This window comes from Solirubrobacter deserti (assembly GCF_027587175.1).
GTDB classification, from domain to species: domain Bacteria; phylum Actinomycetota; class Thermoleophilia; order Solirubrobacterales; family Solirubrobacteraceae; genus Solirubrobacter; species Solirubrobacter deserti.
Map to the genome: position 1 here is coordinate 185,894 of NZ_JAPCID010000002.1, position 16,250 is coordinate 202,143.

Sequence of the window (16,250 nt, forward strand, 5' to 3'; positions counted from 1 at the left end):
ACCATGAGAACCGTCCTCTTCACCGTCGCCGCCCTGCTGGCCGGCGCTTCCCCCGCGCAGGCCGCGGTCACACTCAGCTCCGGGCACGCCGACTACGGTGCCCGGATCGTCGGCGGCCGGCTGCAGGCGCAGGTCAAGGACAGCACGCGCGGCCGCACCGTCTGGCGCGACCCGTCCGACGTCGTGATCGCGCTCGGCGCCAGCGCGCGTCACACGCTGCCCGGCGGCAGCTTCCTCGGCCGCAAGGGCGCGCGCGTGTGGATGATCCCGCAGACGCAGCGCTCCAACGTCATCTGGCTCGGCTGGAACACGGAGGAGCTGAGCTCGCGCCAGGTCCGGTCGAACCTCACGTGGACGCTCGACCGCGTGGACGGGCCCGGGCGCGTCGCCGTGTTCCAGACCGGCTCGTTCGGCAAGGCCGACGTGCTGTTCGACAGCCACCGGTCGCGCCCCGGCTCGCGCGCGATCCGGCTCGGCGTGCACGCGCACGGCAACTGGGCGTTCACGCGCGCGGGGACCTACCGCCTGCGCTTCACGTCCACCGCCACGGCCCGCTCCGGCCGGCGACTGTCGGACACCGCGACGCTGACCGTCCGGGTGAGCTGAGTGCGGTGGGCGCTGCTCGCCGCGCTCGGGCTGCTCGTGGCCGGCTGCGGCGCCCCCGAAGGGCTCTCGAGCACGGACGGTCGCCTGCAGGTGGTCACCACCACGAGCCTGCTGCGCGACCTGGTCGAGCAGGTCGGCCGCGAGCGGGTGCACGTGACCAGCCTCGTGCCCGACGGCGCCGACCCGCACGCGTACGAGCCGACGCTGCGCGACGTGCGGGACGTCGTGTACGCCGACGTCTCCTTCAGCAACTACATGCTGCTCGAGCAGCACAGCATCATCAAGACGCTCGACGCCAACCTGCGCGCCGGCGTGCCGAACGTCTCGCTGGCCGAGGACGCGACCAAGTACGCGGCGGAGGTCATCCCGCTTGTCGAGAACGTCAACCTGGACACGATCTGGCTCGGCCTGCGCGCTCGTGGCACCGGAGCCCGGCACGGCACGAACCGGTCCAGTGACGTGCTGCTCTCGGCGACCGCCGTCGACGGCCCGGGCGCGATGTACGGCTACTTGACCGGCACGTTCGGGTCCACCGAGCGCTACTTCGACTCCAGCGACGGCTTCGACGCCGGCGACGGCTACAAGGACGACACCGCGACACTGCCCGCGGACGCGCACACGCACATGTCGTGGGTGTTCACGCGGCCCGGCATCTACCGCGCCACCTTCACGGCCGCCCTGCGCGTCAGGGCCACCGCCAAGCCGATCCCGCTCGGCGAGGCGACCTTCACCTTCGCGGTCGGCGTCCGCGCGCCCGCGGGAGCGACAGTCCTCGACCGGGGCCACGCCGACATCACCGCCGACCTCGACCGCGGCCGCGTGCTCGTCCTCTAGCGGCGGCGAGCACACCCAGCACGAGCACGAGGCCGGCGACGTGGTGATCGCGGTTCCGCCGAAGGCGATCGCCGAGGTGCCCGCGGGCCGCGAGTTCCGCTTCCTGGGCCGCGCCGGCGAGCAGATCTACCAGCTCCCGCAGGCCGTGCTCGGCAAGCACGTCCACGGCGAGATCGACCCGCACCTGTGGCAGAACGTCCGCAACGCGATGGCCTACACGGAGCTGATCCGCGACACGCTGATCGCGCAGGACCCGGACGGGGCGAAGGCCTACCGTGCGCACGCCGACGCCTACCTCGCCCGCCTGGACGCGCTCGACCGCCACGTGCGGCGCGCGATCGCGCAGATCCCGCCGCCGCGGCGCCAGCTCGTCACGACGCACGACGCGTTCGGCTACCTCGCCGCCGCCTACGGCATCGAGGTCGCCGGCTTCGTCACGCCCAACCCCGCGGCGGAGCCGTCGCTGTCCGACCGCCGCAAGCTCACCGAGACCATCCGCACGCTGCAGGTGCCGTCCGTCTTCCTCGAGCCCGGCCTGGCCGCGCGCTCGACGACGCTGCGCGAGCTCGCGGCGGAGACGGGCGCACGCATCTGCCCCATCTACTCCGACGCCCTTGACGACACCGTCACCACCTACGAGGCCATGATGCGATTCAACGCCGACTCCCTGCGCCGTTGCCTGTCCTGAAGACGCTGCTGGTGAGCGCGCTCGCCACGACGGTCATCTCCACCGGCCACGTCGACATCGGCCCGCGTTTCGTGGACGACCGCTGGACGCTGCAGGTCTACGACGACCCGACCTGGCGTGACGCCGACAGCACCGTCCTGCAGGTCACCGACGACGCGCTCCTGACGGTCCCCGACGACCCCGCGTACGCGTTCCTGCCCGCGAAGCCGGGCAGCGACGTCTACGTCATCCCGCAGACCCAGAACCCGGACGTGGTGTGGCTGGGCTGGAACACGCAGGACCCGGAGGTGATGGAGACGATCGACCGCGGCGTGACGATGACGCTGACCGGCGTCCAAGGCCCCGGCGAGCTGACCGTGTACCTGCAGTCGGGCGACTTCGAGCAGCCGCAGGTGCTGTGGCCCAAGCCGATCTGGGTGGACGTCAACACGCACACGCACGCGAACTGGGTCTTCACCGAGCCGGGCGTCTACCTCGTCCAGCTCAAGCTCGAAGCCGACCTGATCGACGGCCGCACGGTCTCCGACACGCGCGAGCTGCGCTTCGCCGTCGGGTCCGGCACGAGCCCGGAGGACGCGCGCGCAGCGACCTGGCGCCCGGTGAAGGCCGCCGCGACGCCGGCCCGCGCGGGCACCGCCGAGGAGTCCGGCGGCGTCTCGACCGGGGTGCTGATCGCCGCCGGCGCGCTGCTGCTGGCCGCCGCATCCGGCCTCGTCGTCGCCCGCGGGCGCGGCGCCAAGCGAAGGGCGCGCGCGTGATCGCGTTCGAGGCGCTGGCCGCGCGGCTCGGCGGCCGGCTCGTGCTGGAGGACGTCACGCTCACCGTCCCTCGGGGCGAGCTCGTCGGGCTGATCGGCCCGAACGGCGCCGGCAAGACCACGCTGCTGCACCGCGCTGGATCTGCTCAAGCCGAGCCGCGGCACCGTGACGATCGACGGCCTCGCGGGCTACGTGCCGCAGCGCCACGAGTTCGCGTGGGACTTCCCCATCTCCGTGGAGGACGTCGTGATGACCGGGCGCGCCGGCCGCCTCGGGCTCTTCCGCCGCCCAGGCACCGCCGACTGGGAGGCGGTCGACGAGGCGCTCGAGCGCGTCCGCATGACCGACCTGCGCGCCCGCCCCGTCGGCCAGCTCTCCGGCGGCCAGCGCCAGCGCGTGCTCGTCGCCCGCGCGCTGGCGCTCCGCCCCACCGCGCTGCTGCTCGACGAGCCGTTCAGCGGCCTCGACGTCCCCACCCAAGAGCTGCTGTCGGCGCTGTTCACCGACCTCGCGCGCGAGGACCGCGCCGTGCTGATGACCACGCACGACCTCGCGGGCGCGATGTACGGCTGCGACCGGATCGCGCTGCTGAACCGCACCGTCGTCGCCGTCGGCACGCCCGCCGAGCTGGCCGACGAGGACGAGCTGTGGATGCGCACGTTCGGGATCTCCACGAACAGCCCGCTGCTGCGCGTGTTGAGGGCGGTCGCGTGAGCCCGGTCGAGTTCGTCCGCGACCTGCTCAACCCCGACCTCGGCTTCCTGTGGAAGGCGCTGGCGATCGCGGTGATGTCGTCGCTGATCTGCGGCGTCGTCGGCTGCTACGTCGTCCTGCGCGGAATGGCGTTCATCGGCGACGCGGTCGCCCACGCCGTCTTCCCCGGCCTCGCCGTCGCGTTCGTGATCGGCGGCAACCTGATCGTCGGCGGGATCGTCGCCGGCGTGGTGACCGCGGTGCTCGTCGCGGTGTGCTCCCAGAACCGGCGCCTGAAGGAGGACTCCGTCATCGGCGTGTTCTTCGTCGCCGCGTTCGCGCTCGGGATCGTGATCATCTCGCGCGCGCCGGGCTACGCGGGCTCGCTGCAGGACTTCCTGTTCGGCTCCATCACCGGCATCCCGGACGAGGACCTGTACGTCGTCGCGGGCACCGGGCTCGCCGTCCTCGCCGCGCTGTTCGCGCTGCATAAGGAGCTGGTGACGATCTCGCTCGACCGCGAGACGGCGCGCGCGCTCGGCCTGCGCGTGTTCTGGCTCGACCTCGCGCTGTACGTGCTCGTGACGCTGGCCGTCGTGATCAGCGTGCAGACGATCGGCAACATCCTCGTGCTCGCGCTGCTGATCACGCCCGCCGCGACCGCGCGCCTGCTCACCGACCGGCTCGGCGCGATGATGCTGCTCTCGCCCGCGATCGGTGGCCTCGCCGCGCTGATCGGCCTGTACGTCTCGTGGTCGTGGGACTTCCCGACCGGCGGCACGATCGTGCTCGTGCTGACGGCCTGCTTCCTGCTGGTCTGGACCGCCCGTTCGGCCAAGCCTCGCGTCGCCACGCTGGCGCGCAGCTAGCGTCGCGCGCGAGGGTTCCGAACCGACGAGGGGGAAGTGCGATGAGCAGGACGCTGAGGACGCTGTTAGTGGCGGTCTTGATGCTGGCCGCGTTGCCGTGGGCCAGCGCACGGGCGCAGGAGCCGCTGCCGGAGCCGAAAGTGGTCCCGATCCAGGTCACAGGCCCCGCGTCGCAGCGGCTGAACCTGATCGTGCTGGGCGACGGCTACCAGAAGGACCAGCAGAGCCTGTTCTGGAAGGACGTGGACCGCAACCTCTCCGTGCTGTGGGCGACCGAGCCGTTCCGCTCCTACCGCAACTACATCAACGTCTACGGCGTCGAGCTGGCGTCGATCGACTACGGCGTGCGCTGCGATCCCGACGGCCGCAAGCGCCACGCCGACGGCACGATCCGCGACACGGGCGAGCGCGAAGGCCCGATCGACGGCAAGAACACCGCGCTGCGCCTGCACTACTCGCACTCCTCGGGCAGCGGCTGCACCGACCCGCTCGCGCGCGGCGTCGTCTACAGCACCGCGCCGGTCGGCTGCGAGGCCGCGGCGCCCTACTACGGCGGGAACGTCGCTCGGGCGTGCGAGACGGGCTCCCAGGCGCGCATGCGCATCCTCAACGACTACGTCGCGCCGGTGCTCGGCATCCCGCGCACGTCGCAGAACATCCAGACGCTCGCGATCTTCAACTCGTTCACGTACGGCGGCATCGGCGGCGTCGACGCGACCACGTCCGGCGGCTCGCCGCAGGGTCCGCTGATCTCGCTGCACGAGCTCGGCCACTCGCTCGGCACACTGGCCGACGAGTATCCGTACTTCGTCCGCGACCGGGTGGACCCGTGCAACACGAGCACGACCGAGCCGGGCGGGAACTCCGGCTTCCACCACACGCTCATGACCAGCGCGGAGCAGATGATCGCGGCGCAGCACAAGTGGTTCCGCTGGCTCGGCGAGGACTCGCTGTCAGGCGGCAAGATCGGCCTGTGGGAGGGCGGCCAGTACTTCCCGTGCGGTGTCCGGCGCCCGAGCCAGCACTCGATGATGCGCTGGCTGGGCTTCGACTTCGACCAGGTCGGCCTCGAGCACATGGTCGCCCGCATCAGCGGCCTGCGCAACGCGGGTCAGATGAACGTGCAGAACACGCCCGCGGGCGCGGTGGCCAAGGACTCGGTCATCTGGGTCGAGACCGGCCATCCGCGCTTTCACGAGCAGAAGGTCACGTGGCGCGTCGGCGGTCCGGCCGGTGAGGTCCTCACCGCCGCGCAGGACAGCCGCAACCTCGACCTGGAGGCGCTGAATCTGCCGGCCGGCACCGTGATCTACGCCGAGGTGCGCGATCCCGTCGGTCCCGACGGCATCGACTGGGTCCGCAACCCGTCGACCGGCAACACGCCCCCGAACTCGGGCTACAACGGGCCGCGCTTCGTGCAGACGCGCACGTGGACGGTCGGCGACACGACGGTCACGCCTTCCGCACCGGCCGCCGAGATCACGGCGCACAGCTCCACCACACAGCCGCTGGCCGCGGACGAGGTCGCGTACGTCGAGACCAACCGCCCGGCGGACCGCGTGCTGCCGGTCACCTGGACGCTGAACGGGACCGCGCTCCCGAACCCGAAGAACAGCCGCAACCTCGACCTCGGCGCGCTCGACGTGCCCGCCGGGACCTCGACGCTGGTCGCCACGGTCACCGACGGCGTCGTCTCCGACAGCGTCGAGTTCAAGATCGACAAGGTCGCCCCCACCGCCGCCCGTCGCCTGTCGGAGCCGCTCACGACGCTCGCCGGCGGCAGCCTCGAGCACCCCGTGTACTTCGGCGGCTGGGACATGTGGCTGGATCCGAAGGACGACACCACCGGCTACACCGGTACGCCCGCCGTGGTGGGCCAGTTCCAGCTCAACGGCGACGGTTGGTTCAACTACTTCGGCTTCCCGGAGAAGCAGGACTCGCCGTTCGAGTTCCGGCCGTCCGGCCAGGTCGTGAAAGCGCTGACCTACGGCAACCTCGGCACCGGCGGGCTCTCGACGGCCGGGTTCGAGCAGACGCTGCCCGACGACCATCCGATCGGCGGCCACATCCCCGGCTTCGGGACCCACACCGTCGAGCACCGCGCGATCGACCCGGCCGGCAACTACGGCAAGGTCGAGTCCTACAAGGCAACCGTCCTGCCGGGCAGCGCGCTCGCCTGCGGCACCACGCTGAGCGGCGCGCAGAGCGCGGTGAACGTCACCAGTGGCGTGACGTGCCTGTCGGGCGCGACGGTCAGCGGCGCGGTGACCGTCGCCTCGGGCGGCTCGCTGGTGGTCAAGAGCTCCACGATCGGCTCGCTGACGGCGACCGGCGCCGACGCGGTGCACGTGTTCGGCTCGACCGTCGACGGCGCGGCGAAGGTCGCGGGGTCGACGCGTGACGTGACGATCGCGGGCTCGACGTTCAAGGGCGGCCTGAGCCTCATCGGCAACACCCAGGTCACCGCCAACGAGCGCTACAGCCGGCTCGCCGGCGCCTACGGGCCGGTTGTGGCCGGCAGCACCGTCAACGGCACGTTCGAGTGCGCGGGCAACAGCGCCGCCGTCAAGGACTTCGGCGCCGCCAACCGCATCACCGGCGCCTCCAACGGCTGCGCCGCCACCGCCGTCTCACCCGAGCTGCCCGTCGGCGGCACCGTCCCCGCGACACTGGCCCTGACGCTGGGCACCGCGCCCGCGTTCCCGACGTTCGTCCCCGGCGTCACCCGCGAATACACGACGGCCGCACAGGCCAACGTCATCTCCACCGCCGGCAACGCCACCCTGAGCGTCTCCGAACCCGGCCACCTGAGCAACGGCGCGTTCACCCTCGCCGAGCCGCTGCGCGTCGAGCTCTCCAAGACGGCGTGGAGCGCACCGGTCTCCAACGAGAAGGTCGACGTGACCTTCAAGCAGCTCATCAAAGACAAGGACCCGCTCCGCACCGGGACCTACAGCAAGACGCTGACCTTCACGCTGAGCACCACCCAGCCGTAAGGGTCAGTCACAGTCGGGGCAGCGCCCGCGAAGGGTGACCTCGTGAGACTCCATCACGAGGCCTTCGCGGCGCGCGACCCGGCGCAGCGCCCGCTCGAGCTCGTCGTCCTCGAACGGGATCAGCTTCCCGCAGTTGCTGCAGACGAAGTGATGGTGGTGGTCGGCGCCCTCCGGGAAGGCGGCCTCGAAGCGGGCGACGCCGTCGCCGATCTCCACCTTGTTGAGCAGCCCCAGCTCGACGAGCTCGTCGAGGACGCGGTAGACCGTCGCGCGGCCGACCTTGCGCTCGCCTGAGCGCAGCTGGTCCTCGATCTCCTGCGCCGACAGCGCACACTCCTGCGAGTCCAGCAGGTCGATCACGGCCGCGCGGCCGCCGCCGCGCCTGAACCCCTCGCTGGCGAGGCGCTCGTTCGCATACGTCGTCCATCGCGGCGCCTCGGCGTGCGGCATGGCGCTCGATGGTAGCCCGCTCCGCCCCCTCGCTTGCTTAACGAGACTGAGTCCCGATATTGTCCGGGCCATGAAACGACTTACGGTTGTCCTCGCGCTGATGCTGGCGTTCGCGCCACCGGCATTCGCCGATCCCGGTCCAGCTCCAGCACCGAAGGAGTACCGAGTCCTGCAGAAGCTCCACACCGATGCGATCTCGACCTTCCTCGACAACGGCGTGTTCGCGCTCGGCTCCAAAGCCGACGTCTTCGAAGGGCTCGGGACACGACTGGATCCCGACAAGCTGTGGTTCCACGTGGACGATGCGTCCAAGCTGAGCGTCCCGGGGGGCTGGGATTTCCTCGGGCCCGCCGGCTCCGACGTGTGGATCGCGCCCCAGAGCAACCCGGGCGGCACGCAGCTGTGGCCCGGTTTCTCCACCGAATCCGTTCCGGCCGGCGCGATCACGGGCGACCAGACGACGCTGCGCCTGGCGGGCTTCGAGGGCCCGGGGACGCTCGAGCTGTTCACGATCGGCGGCTTCGGCGAGCGCACCCGCATGTGGTCCTCGGACGAGGGCATCGACACGTTCCGGCTCGGCCGCACGCACGCGCACGCGAACTGGGCGTTCACGAAGCCCGGAACGTACCGGCTGACCGTCCAGGCGACAGCGGGCCCGAACCACGCCGCGTCCGCGACGTACACGTTCGTCGTCGGCGCGCTCCCGCCCGACGTCGCCACGACCACGACGGTGGCCGCCTCCGACAGCGAGATCACGGCCGATGAGACCGTCACGCTGACCGCCACGGTGTCCCCCGGCCTGGCCGGCTACGCGGAGTTCCGCGACGGCGCCACCGTCCTCGGTCACAGCGCGATCGCCGACGGCAAGGCCACGCTCGAGGTCGCGAACCTCGGTCTCGGCAAGCGGTCGCTGACGGCCACGTTCGTGCCCGCGGTCGCGAACCTGGCCGACGGCTCCACCTCGACGCCGGTGGAGGTCACGGTGAACGAACCCGGCGAGCCGCCGTTCTCGGTCACGGGCGTGAAGGCCGCCTACGCCGTCGGCGACACGCTGAGCGCGAAGGTGGTGGGCGCGACGCTGGCCGAGGGCCAGCAGTTCCGCTGGCTCGTGCGGCCGATCGGCTCGACCTCGACCGGCTCCAACCGCCAGACGAGCACGAGCGACACGTTCTCGGCGCCCCTCGACGCACTGTGGGACGGCATCGAGCTCAGCGTCGCGGTCCGCGCCGGGACGACCGTCTTGGCCCAGACGCCGTGGGTGCCGGTGCGCGTGACGCCGGTCGGCGCGGTACCGACGGTCACGGGCGGCGGGGCGACGCTGCTCCCGGGCGACGTGGCCGAGTTCGCCTTCGGCGGGCGCGAGTTGGGCAACGGCGAGACGCTGCAGTGGGGCTTTCAGTCCGGGGTGTCCTGGATCGACATCCCGCGCCAGCTCGGTGGTGACTGGTCGTACGCGTTCCCGGACGCGGCCGCCGCGCGCCTGAAGTACAAGGGCAACGCGGCCGGGGCGTACCCGTACGGCTTCGGCGTGCGCGTGCTCAAGGACGGCGTGACGCTCGCCAAGTCGGCGCTCGCCACGCTCACCACCGGGCGGCGCGAGCTGCAGGCGCAGGGGCACCAGCAGCTCTACCGCCAGGGCGGCACCGTCCACATGGACGCGACGGCGTTCCCGGTGCGCGAGAACGACCGCTTCACGTACAGCTGGAGCTTCACGAAGGGCGAGGTGACGGAGGCCTGGGGTGAGGGAGCCGAGCTCACCAAGACCGGCCTGACCAAGGCCGCGCACGACGGCGGCACGCTGACGCTCACGCTCCGCAACCAGGGCGAGCCGGCCCAGTCGATCACGTTCCCGATCAAGGTCACCGAAGACGTGACCTCCCAGATCCTCGCGTTCAACGCGCTCGCCGGCCACTACCACCAGGGCGACAACGTCCGCCTGCAGCTGACGGTCGACCCGGCGCCCGCAGCCGGCGACACGCTCGTGTGGGAGTGGAAGTGGCCCGGCGCGGACACGTGGGCGCCGCTGCCCGGCGTGGTCGACAACGTGTACGCCGTGGCCGCCGAGCAGGCGCTGGACGGCGTCGAGATCCGCGCGAAGCTGACCTACGCCGACCCGCAGGTCCCGCCCGCGATCTCCGAGACGCGGACGATCCACGTCGACGACCACGGCGCCGCGCCGCGCCAGCAGGTCACCGTGACGGGCGAGACGACCTACGACGCGGGTGAGACGGCCACGCTGACCGCCGCGGTCGTGCCCTCCTCGGTGCTGAGCACCTACCGCTGGGAGCGCAAGGCCCGCGGCGCCAGCGAGTTCACGACGATCGCCGGCGCCACCGGCGCAACGTACGCGTTCACGGCGGCCGCGGCCGACGACGGCGCCGAGTACCGCGCCGCGCTGGTCAAGCCGGACGGCAGCGTGGCCTACGGGCCCTCCCCGGCCGTCGCGCTCGACGTCGCGGCCGTGCCGACGTTCGTGTTCACCCCGCTTCGCGACCACTACCACCAGGGCCGTCCGATCGCGGTCGAACTGCGGGCCGAGCCGGGCCTCGCCGCGGGCGACCGCGTCGACTGGCAGTGGCGCTGGCCGGGTGAGGCGTCCTGGCGCGCGGTGCCCGGTGCGAGCGGCCTCACGCACACGCTGACGGCCGAGCAGGCGCTCGACGGGGTGCAGCTGCGCGCCGCCCTCGTCCGCGCGGGCGGCGGGGACCCGATGCTCGCCGAGCCCGTCGCGATCCACATCGACGACCACGGCGCGCCGCCGAGCCAGAAGGTCACGGTGGCCGGCGACACGTCGGTGCCGACCGGCGCCACCGCCACGCTGACCGCGGCCGTCGCGCCCGCGACCGTGCTCGACCGCTTCCAGTGGTACGAGAACGGCCAGCCGATCGCCGGCGCCGACGCGGCCACCTACGCGTTCACCGCCGCCGCCTCGCGCACGCTCACGGTCGCGGTGCTCGAGCCGGACGGAAGCGTCGCGTACGGGCCATCGGAGCCCATCACGGTGACGGTCGAGCCGGTGGTTCAGCAGCCGATCGGCGGGACGGTCCCGCCGACGCTGTCGCTGACGCTGGGCGCGCCCGCGCGCTTCGAGCCGTTCGTGCCGGGCGTGGCACAGGAGTACACGGCGTCCACGCGGGCGACCGTCACCTCGAGCGCGGGTGACGCAACGCTGGCGGTGAGCGAGCCCGGCCATCTGGCCAACGGCGCCTTCACGCTCGCCCAGCCGCTGCGCGTCGCGTTCTCGAAGTCCGCGTGGACCGGCCCGGTCGCCAACGACGCCGTGGACATCACGTTCAAGCAGGCGGTGGCAGCGGACGAGCCGCTGCGCACCGGCAGCTACGCCAAGACGCTGACGTTCACGCTGAGCACCACGCAGCCGTAGCGGGCTAGCGCCGCAGGGTCACGGTCTTCGTCGTCGCCGCCGCGCCGGCCGGCGAGACCGTGACCTTCACGCGCACCTTCTTGGCCGTGCGCATCAGCGCGCGGCCCTTCGACGACAGGTTCAGGCGCACGCTCTTGGTCGTCCCCGCCGCGACGGAGTAGTTCGCGCCGCCGAGCGTGACGACGCTGCGCCGCTTGCCCACGCGCACCTTCGACGCCGTCTTGAGCGTGAACTTGCCGGTGCAGGTCGCGACGTCCTTCGGGCACGCGAGCTTGACCGTGACGCGCTTGCGGCTCTGCACCTTCAGGCTCGAGGAGCTGACGGTCGCCGCGGCCAGGACCGGCGGCCGGTCGACCGCCTCGCACAGCGAGCCCGGGTCCTGCGGGATCACGTCGAGCGCATCGATGATCGCCGTGTCCGCGCCCGGTCCGCAGTTGAGCGCCTCGCGGATGCCGTCGCGGGCGTCGATGGTGTCGTTGCCGGCGACCGAGATGAACAGGCCGCTGGCCGACCCCTCGCCCGAGAGCGAGTCCGTGCCCGGACCGCCGACGATCACGTCGTCGTTGCCGCCGCCGAAGATCGTGTCGTCGCCCTCGCCGCCGTCGAGACGGTCGTTGCCGTTGGCGCCGTCGATGGTGTCGTTGCCGCCCAGGCCGATGGCGATGTCGGGCGACTCGCTGCGCAGCTGCACGACGTTCGGGGCGGCGTTGCCGGTGAAGTGGACCGACGGCGAAGAGCCGGTGGCCGACAGGTTCTCGAGGTCGCTGGCGTAGTTGTCGCCCTCGCCGACGTACCCGTCGTTGGCGACGTCGTCGAAGGCGACCGTGATCGGCGCGTTGCCGCCGGTCGGGTTGCCGGTCTGCAGCGTGTCGACGCCGGGGCCGCCGCGGACGACGTCCCCCGGCCCGGGATCGTTGTCGTCGGGCGAGAACTCATCGTTGCCGGGCCCGCCGTCCAGGACGTCGGAGCTGCCGTCGCTGTCCATGTCGTCGTCGCCGTCCTCCCCGTAGAAGGTGACACTGTGGCCGACGGCCTTGTCGTTGATCGACTGGGCGAAGTCGTTGCCGTCGCCGAGGTAGACGACGTAGGTCGGGTTCGGCCCGGCCGACGGGCAGCGGGCGTTGAGGCTGATGCTGTATTCGCAGCCCGCGCCGGCGACGATGTCCGCGTGGTCGTCCAGCGACGGGATGAAGTCCGGCCCGGCGCCCACGTTGCCCCAGTTCACGGTGACGAAGTTCGACTCGCCGGGCGCCGCCCGGTACGTGATCGTGGTTCCGGAGGCGGAGATCTCACCCGCCTGGGCGGTCGGGGTGAAGGCGGCCCACGCCGCCAGCGAGAGGAGCACGGTCCGGCAGAACGTCATGCGTCCAGCATTGCATTCACGCGCGCGGACCGGTCCGGTTGCGTCGGCGGTCGAACGCTGCCAAGCGCTCGAGCGCAATCGACAACAGCTCCCGGGTCGCCGGTGACAGCGGCAGCTGGCGCTGCTTGGCCACCGCGAGGGTGTCGTAGAGCGGGTCCGCGAACGGCGTGGTCAGCAGCCCGTCCGGCACCAGCCCGCCGTCGACCGCGGCGCGCGCGACGATCGTGTCGCCCACGCCGAGCGCCGCGAGCCGCAGCGCGCCCGCCAGGTACTCGACCTCGATGTGCGGCTCCAGCCGCCCGCCGAGCTGCTGCAGGCGGTCGTTGAGCTGGCGGCGCGTGGGATCGCCGTTGCCGTAGTGCGCGTCGTAGAGGACGAGCCGGGCGTCACGCAGCGCCTCGACCGAAATCGGTGCAGCGGCCCGGCCGGCGTCCGCGGTCGCGTACAGGACCTCGTCGCGGATCACGGGCTCGATGTCGAGGCCCTCGTCGTCCACCGGAAGCACGACCAGTCCCGCTTCCAACGCGCCTTCGCGGATCGCATCGGCCACCTCGACGGAGTTCTGGCCGATCAGCCGCATGCCCACGAGTGGATGGCGCGTGTGCATCTCGGCCGCGAGATCCGTCAGCGCGTACAGCTCCGCGTTGCGCGGCAGCCCGAACGAGGCGATCCCGCCGCGCAGCGTGCGGTGCGCCCGGACGGCGTCGGCGCCGTCCTGCGCGGTCGTGAGCGCCTGCTCGGCGTACGGGCGCAGCGCGAGCCCCGCCGCGGTCAACGTGAGCCGGCGCCTGGTGCGTGCGAACAGCGGCACGCCGAGCTCAGCCTCGAGCCGGCGGATCTGCTCGGCCACGGACGGTTGCTTGAGCAGCAGCTCGTCAGCCGCACCCGCGAACGAGCCGTGACGGGCGGTGGCGAGGAAGTAGCGGAGCTGCTGCAGGGTCATGACAAAGGCTCAGCCTGTGCTGGGCAGTGGCAAGACAGGATTGTGCCGAACCGGACGACGCGGCACGATCGCGGCCATGATCACGAGGCGACTGCTCGACGACGAGGAGCTGCTGTTCCTCAAGCGCCCGGAGGCCGGGCGCGAGGAGGAGGACGCGGCGGTCGCGATCCGTGTGAGCGAGATGCTGCTCGACCTCGAGTGCGACGGCGAACGCGCGCTGCGCCGCTACGCCCGCGAGCTCGACGGCTGGGACGGCGCTGCGTTCGAGCTCACGCGCGAGGAGATCGCCGCCGCCGAGCACCAGGTCGACGAGCGCGTACGCGAGCATCTGCAACGTTCGCGGGAGCGGGTCGAGACCTTCGCGCTCGCCCAGCGCGGCACGCTGACCGACCTCGAACTGGAGGTGGCGCCCGGCGTGGTCGCCGGCCACCGGCTCGTGCCCGTCGGCCGCGTCGGCGCGTACCTGCCCGCGGGCCGCTTCCCGCTGCTGGCGTCCGCCTTCATGACCGTGCTCGTCCCGAAGGTCGCGGGCGTGGACACCGTTGTCGCGTGCGCCCCGCCCCAGCGCGGCGGCACGGTGCACCCCAGCGTCGTCTACGCCGCGTCGCTCTCGGGCGCGGACCGCATCTTCGCCATCGGCGGTGTCCAGGCGCTGGCCGCGATGGCGTTCGGCCTCGGCGGCATGGACCCGGTGGACATGGTGGTGGGCGCGGGCAACGCGTACGTGGCCGAGGCCAAGCGCCAGCTCTACGGTCGCGTCGGCATCGACCTGCTGGCCGGCCCGTCGGAGATCGCGATCATCGCCGACGACAGCGCCGAGCCCGAGCTCGTCGCCGCCGACCTGCTCGGCCAGGCCGAGCACGGCCCCACCTCCCCCGTGGCGCTCGTCACGACATCCGAGGACCTCGGCCGGGCCGTGCGGGCCGAGGTGGCGAGGCAGCTCGAGGACCTGGCGACCGCCGAGGTCGCGGGAGCGGCGTGGCGTGACCGCGGCGCGATCATCGTCGCACCGGATCGAGAGACGGCGGCCGCGGTCAGCGACGAGCTCGCGCCTGAGCACCTGGAGGTGCAGACCGGCGACGACGCCTGGTTCCACGCGCGGCTGCGCAACTACGGGTCGATCTTCCTCGGGGCGCGGGCGACGGTGGCGTTCAGCGACAAGGGCGCGACGGGCACCAACCACGTGCTGCCGACGGGTCACGCCGCCCGCTATACGGGCGGGCTGTCGGTGGCGCGGTTCCTGAAGCCGCTCACCTACCAGCGCATCGATCACGACGGGGCTCAGGCGAGCATCGCGCAGGCGGTCGTCGCGATCTCGGCCGAGGAAGGGCTGGCGGCCCACGGGGCCACGGCGGCAAAGCGGCTCGCGCGGGTCGCGAGCTGAACTCGAGAGAGGGAAGACGATGAGCAAGCGCACGATCACCGCCTTGCTGGCGGGAACGGCACTGGCGCTGGGGGCCTGTGGCGAGGACGAAGCGGGCGGCCCCGGCGAGTCGAGCACGGGCGGCGACAGCGGCGAGAGGCTCACGATCTACTCGAGCCTGCCGCTGCAGGGCGCGGCGCGGGCGCAGTCCGAAGCCGCGGTGAACGGCGCCAAGCTCGCGCTCGAGCAGTCCGGCGGCAAGGCCGGCAAGTTCAAGGTCAGGTACGAGTCGCTCGACGACTCCACCGCCCAGCAGGGCGGCTGGGAACCGGGCGCGACCTCCGCCAACGCGCTCAAGGCGGCGGGTGACGACTCCACCATCGGCTATATCGGCGAGTTCAACTCCGGCGCGACCGCGGTGTCGCTGCCGATCCTCAACGAGGCCGGGATCGCGCAGGTGAGCCCGGGCAACACGGCGGTCGGCATCACCACCGACGATCCGGGCGCCGAACCGGGCGAGCCGGACAAGTACTACCCGACGGGCAAGCGGACCTACGCCCGCGTGCTGCCCAAGGACACCTACCAGGGGGCCGCGCTCGCCGCCCTCGCCAAGGAGGAGGGCTGCGCAAGCGCTTACATCCTCAACGACAAGGAGGTGTACGGCGCGGGGCTCGCGCGCAACATCGAGATGTCCGCCGAGAAGGTCGGGCTCGAGATCAAGGGCAACGACGGGATCGACAAGAACGCCGCCAACTACCGCTCGCTGGCCGCGAAGATCAAGACGACCGGCGCGCAGTGCTTCATCTACAGCGGGATCACGGCCAACAACGCCGTCCAGATCTTCAAGGACATGGCCGTCGCGCTGCCCGACGCGCCGTTGCTCGGGCCGGAGGGCGTCGGCGAGTCGGGCTTCTTCGACCCGGAGGACGGCGGCCTGCCGGCCGAGGTCGCCTCGCGCGTGCTGATCACCATCCCGGGCGTCGCGCCCGAGCAGTACCCGCCCGCGGGCAAGGAGTTCCTGGCCGCCTACACCGCCAAGTTCGGCGAGAAGAACCCGGACCGGTACGCCGTCTACGGCTACGAGTCGATGATGCTGCTGCTCGACGCGATCAAGCGGGCGGGCGAGAACGGGAACGACCGTGCGGCCGTGGTCGACCAGCTGATGGCGACCAAGGACCGGGAGGGCGTCTTCGGCACGTACTCGATCGACGAGAACGGGGACATCACGCTCACGCCGTACGGCGTCTTCAAGATCGAGGACGGGGCGATGGTGTTCGACCGCGGGATCGAGCCGACGCTCTGAGC

10 protein-coding genes and 2 pseudogenes are annotated in these 16,250 nt (G+C 71.9%); 9 read left to right on the forward strand and 3 right to left on the reverse strand.

The genetic code is table 11. The features are described from left to right. Positions 1 to 3 precede the first annotated feature (3 nt). The 6 genes and pseudogenes from OJ962_RS02100 to OJ962_RS02135 all read left to right on the forward strand — a co-directional run bounded on the left by OJ962_RS02100 (position 4) and on the right by OJ962_RS02135 (position 7,444). A complete protein-coding gene (locus tag OJ962_RS02100; RefSeq protein ID WP_202953207.1) occupies positions 4 to 606 on the forward strand; it encodes a TIGR03773 family transporter-associated surface protein in 603 nt (200 codons plus the stop codon). A 12-nt stretch (positions 607 to 618) separates the two neighbouring features. Beyond that, positions 619 to 2,128 (forward strand): annotated as a pseudogene (locus OJ962_RS34285) (anchored repeat ABC transporter, substrate-binding protein). Further along, positions 2,116 to 2,886 carry a choice-of-anchor M domain-containing protein gene (locus OJ962_RS02115; RefSeq protein WP_202953209.1) on the forward strand — a complete coding sequence of 257 codons (771 nt, stop codon included), beginning with the start codon at positions 2,116 to 2,118 and terminating at the stop codon, positions 2,884 to 2,886. Before OJ962_RS34285 ends, OJ962_RS02115 begins: the two are co-directional and overlap by 13 nt. Beyond that, positions 2,883 to 3,600 (forward strand): annotated as a pseudogene (locus tag OJ962_RS02125) (anchored repeat-type ABC transporter ATP-binding subunit). The gene OJ962_RS02115 and the pseudogene OJ962_RS02125 overlap by 4 nt, the downstream one beginning before the upstream one ends. Beyond that, the gene (locus OJ962_RS02130) at positions 3,597 to 4,448 is read left to right on the forward strand and encodes an anchored repeat-type ABC transporter permease subunit (RefSeq protein ID WP_202953210.1); all 852 of its coding nucleotides are present in this window, start codon (positions 3,597 to 3,599) and stop codon (positions 4,446 to 4,448) included. The pseudogene OJ962_RS02125 and the gene OJ962_RS02130 overlap by 4 nt, the downstream one beginning before the upstream one ends. Positions 4,449 to 4,489: 41 nt before the next feature. Continuing rightward, the gene (locus OJ962_RS02135) at positions 4,490 to 7,444 is read left to right on the forward strand and encodes a M64 family metallopeptidase (RefSeq protein WP_202953211.1); all 2,955 of its coding nucleotides are present in this window, start codon (positions 4,490 to 4,492) and stop codon (positions 7,442 to 7,444) included. Positions 7,445 to 7,447: 3 nt separating this feature from the next. Here the strand turns inward: OJ962_RS02135 and OJ962_RS02140 are convergent, their stop codons facing one another. Beyond that, positions 7,448 to 7,894, reverse strand: coding sequence for a Fur family transcriptional regulator (locus OJ962_RS02140; RefSeq protein ID WP_202953212.1), 447 nt, complete (start codon positions 7,892 to 7,894; stop codon positions 7,448 to 7,450). Between the two features lie 70 nt (positions 7,895 to 7,964). Here OJ962_RS02140 and OJ962_RS02145 point away from each other — a divergent pair, with 70 nt between their 5' ends. Continuing rightward, the gene (locus OJ962_RS02145; RefSeq protein ID WP_202953213.1) at positions 7,965 to 11,276 is read left to right on the forward strand and encodes a choice-of-anchor M domain-containing protein; all 3,312 of its coding nucleotides are present in this window, start codon (positions 7,965 to 7,967) and stop codon (positions 11,274 to 11,276) included. Between the two features lie 4 nt (positions 11,277 to 11,280). Here OJ962_RS02145 and OJ962_RS02150 read toward each other — a convergent pair whose 3' ends face one another. Continuing rightward, complete coding sequence (locus tag OJ962_RS02150) at positions 11,281 to 12,639, reverse strand: calcium-binding protein (RefSeq protein WP_202953214.1); 1,359 nt, start codon at positions 12,637 to 12,639, stop codon at positions 11,281 to 11,283. Between the two features lie 16 nt (positions 12,640 to 12,655). Beyond that, the gene (locus OJ962_RS02155) at positions 12,656 to 13,582 is read right to left on the reverse strand and encodes a LysR family transcriptional regulator (RefSeq protein WP_202953215.1); all 927 of its coding nucleotides are present in this window, start codon (positions 13,580 to 13,582) and stop codon (positions 12,656 to 12,658) included. A gap of 76 nt (positions 13,583 to 13,658) precedes the next feature. On the opposite strand from OJ962_RS02155, the gene hisD reads away from it, so the two are divergent. Together hisD and OJ962_RS02165 are read left to right on the forward strand one after the other, a co-directional pair. Further along, a complete protein-coding gene (gene hisD / locus OJ962_RS02160; RefSeq protein WP_202953216.1) occupies positions 13,659 to 14,966 on the forward strand; it encodes a histidinol dehydrogenase in 1,308 nt (435 codons plus the stop codon). A gap of 19 nt (positions 14,967 to 14,985) precedes the next feature. Continuing rightward, positions 14,986 to 16,248 (forward strand): branched-chain amino acid ABC transporter substrate-binding protein, encoded by a 1,263-nt coding sequence (locus OJ962_RS02165; protein WP_202953217.1) that lies wholly within the window; start codon positions 14,986 to 14,988, stop codon positions 16,246 to 16,248. Positions 16,249 to 16,250 lie beyond the last annotated feature (2 nt).

Coding starts and splice junctions, on each gene's coding strand:
- OJ962_RS02165 (WP_202953217.1), top strand. CDS start 14,986: ATGAGCAAGCGCACGATCACCGCCTTGCTGGCGGGAACGGCACTGGCG.
- hisD (WP_202953216.1), top strand. CDS start 13,659: ATGATCACGAGGCGACTGCTCGACGACGAGGAGCTGCTGTTCCTCAAG.
- OJ962_RS02155 (WP_202953215.1), bottom strand. CDS start 13,582: ATGACCCTGCAGCAGCTCCGCTACTTCCTCGCCACCGCCCGTCACGGC.
- OJ962_RS02150 (WP_202953214.1), bottom strand. CDS start 12,639: ATGACGTTCTGCCGGACCGTGCTCCTCTCGCTGGCGGCGTGGGCCGCC.
- OJ962_RS02140 (WP_202953212.1), bottom strand. CDS start 7,894: ATGCCGCACGCCGAGGCGCCGCGATGGACGACGTATGCGAACGAGCGC.
- OJ962_RS02145 (WP_202953213.1), top strand. CDS start 7,965: ATGAAACGACTTACGGTTGTCCTCGCGCTGATGCTGGCGTTCGCGCCA.
- OJ962_RS02135 (WP_202953211.1), top strand. CDS start 4,490: ATGAGCAGGACGCTGAGGACGCTGTTAGTGGCGGTCTTGATGCTGGCC.
- OJ962_RS02100 (WP_202953207.1), top strand. CDS start 4: ATGAGAACCGTCCTCTTCACCGTCGCCGCCCTGCTGGCCGGCGCTTCC.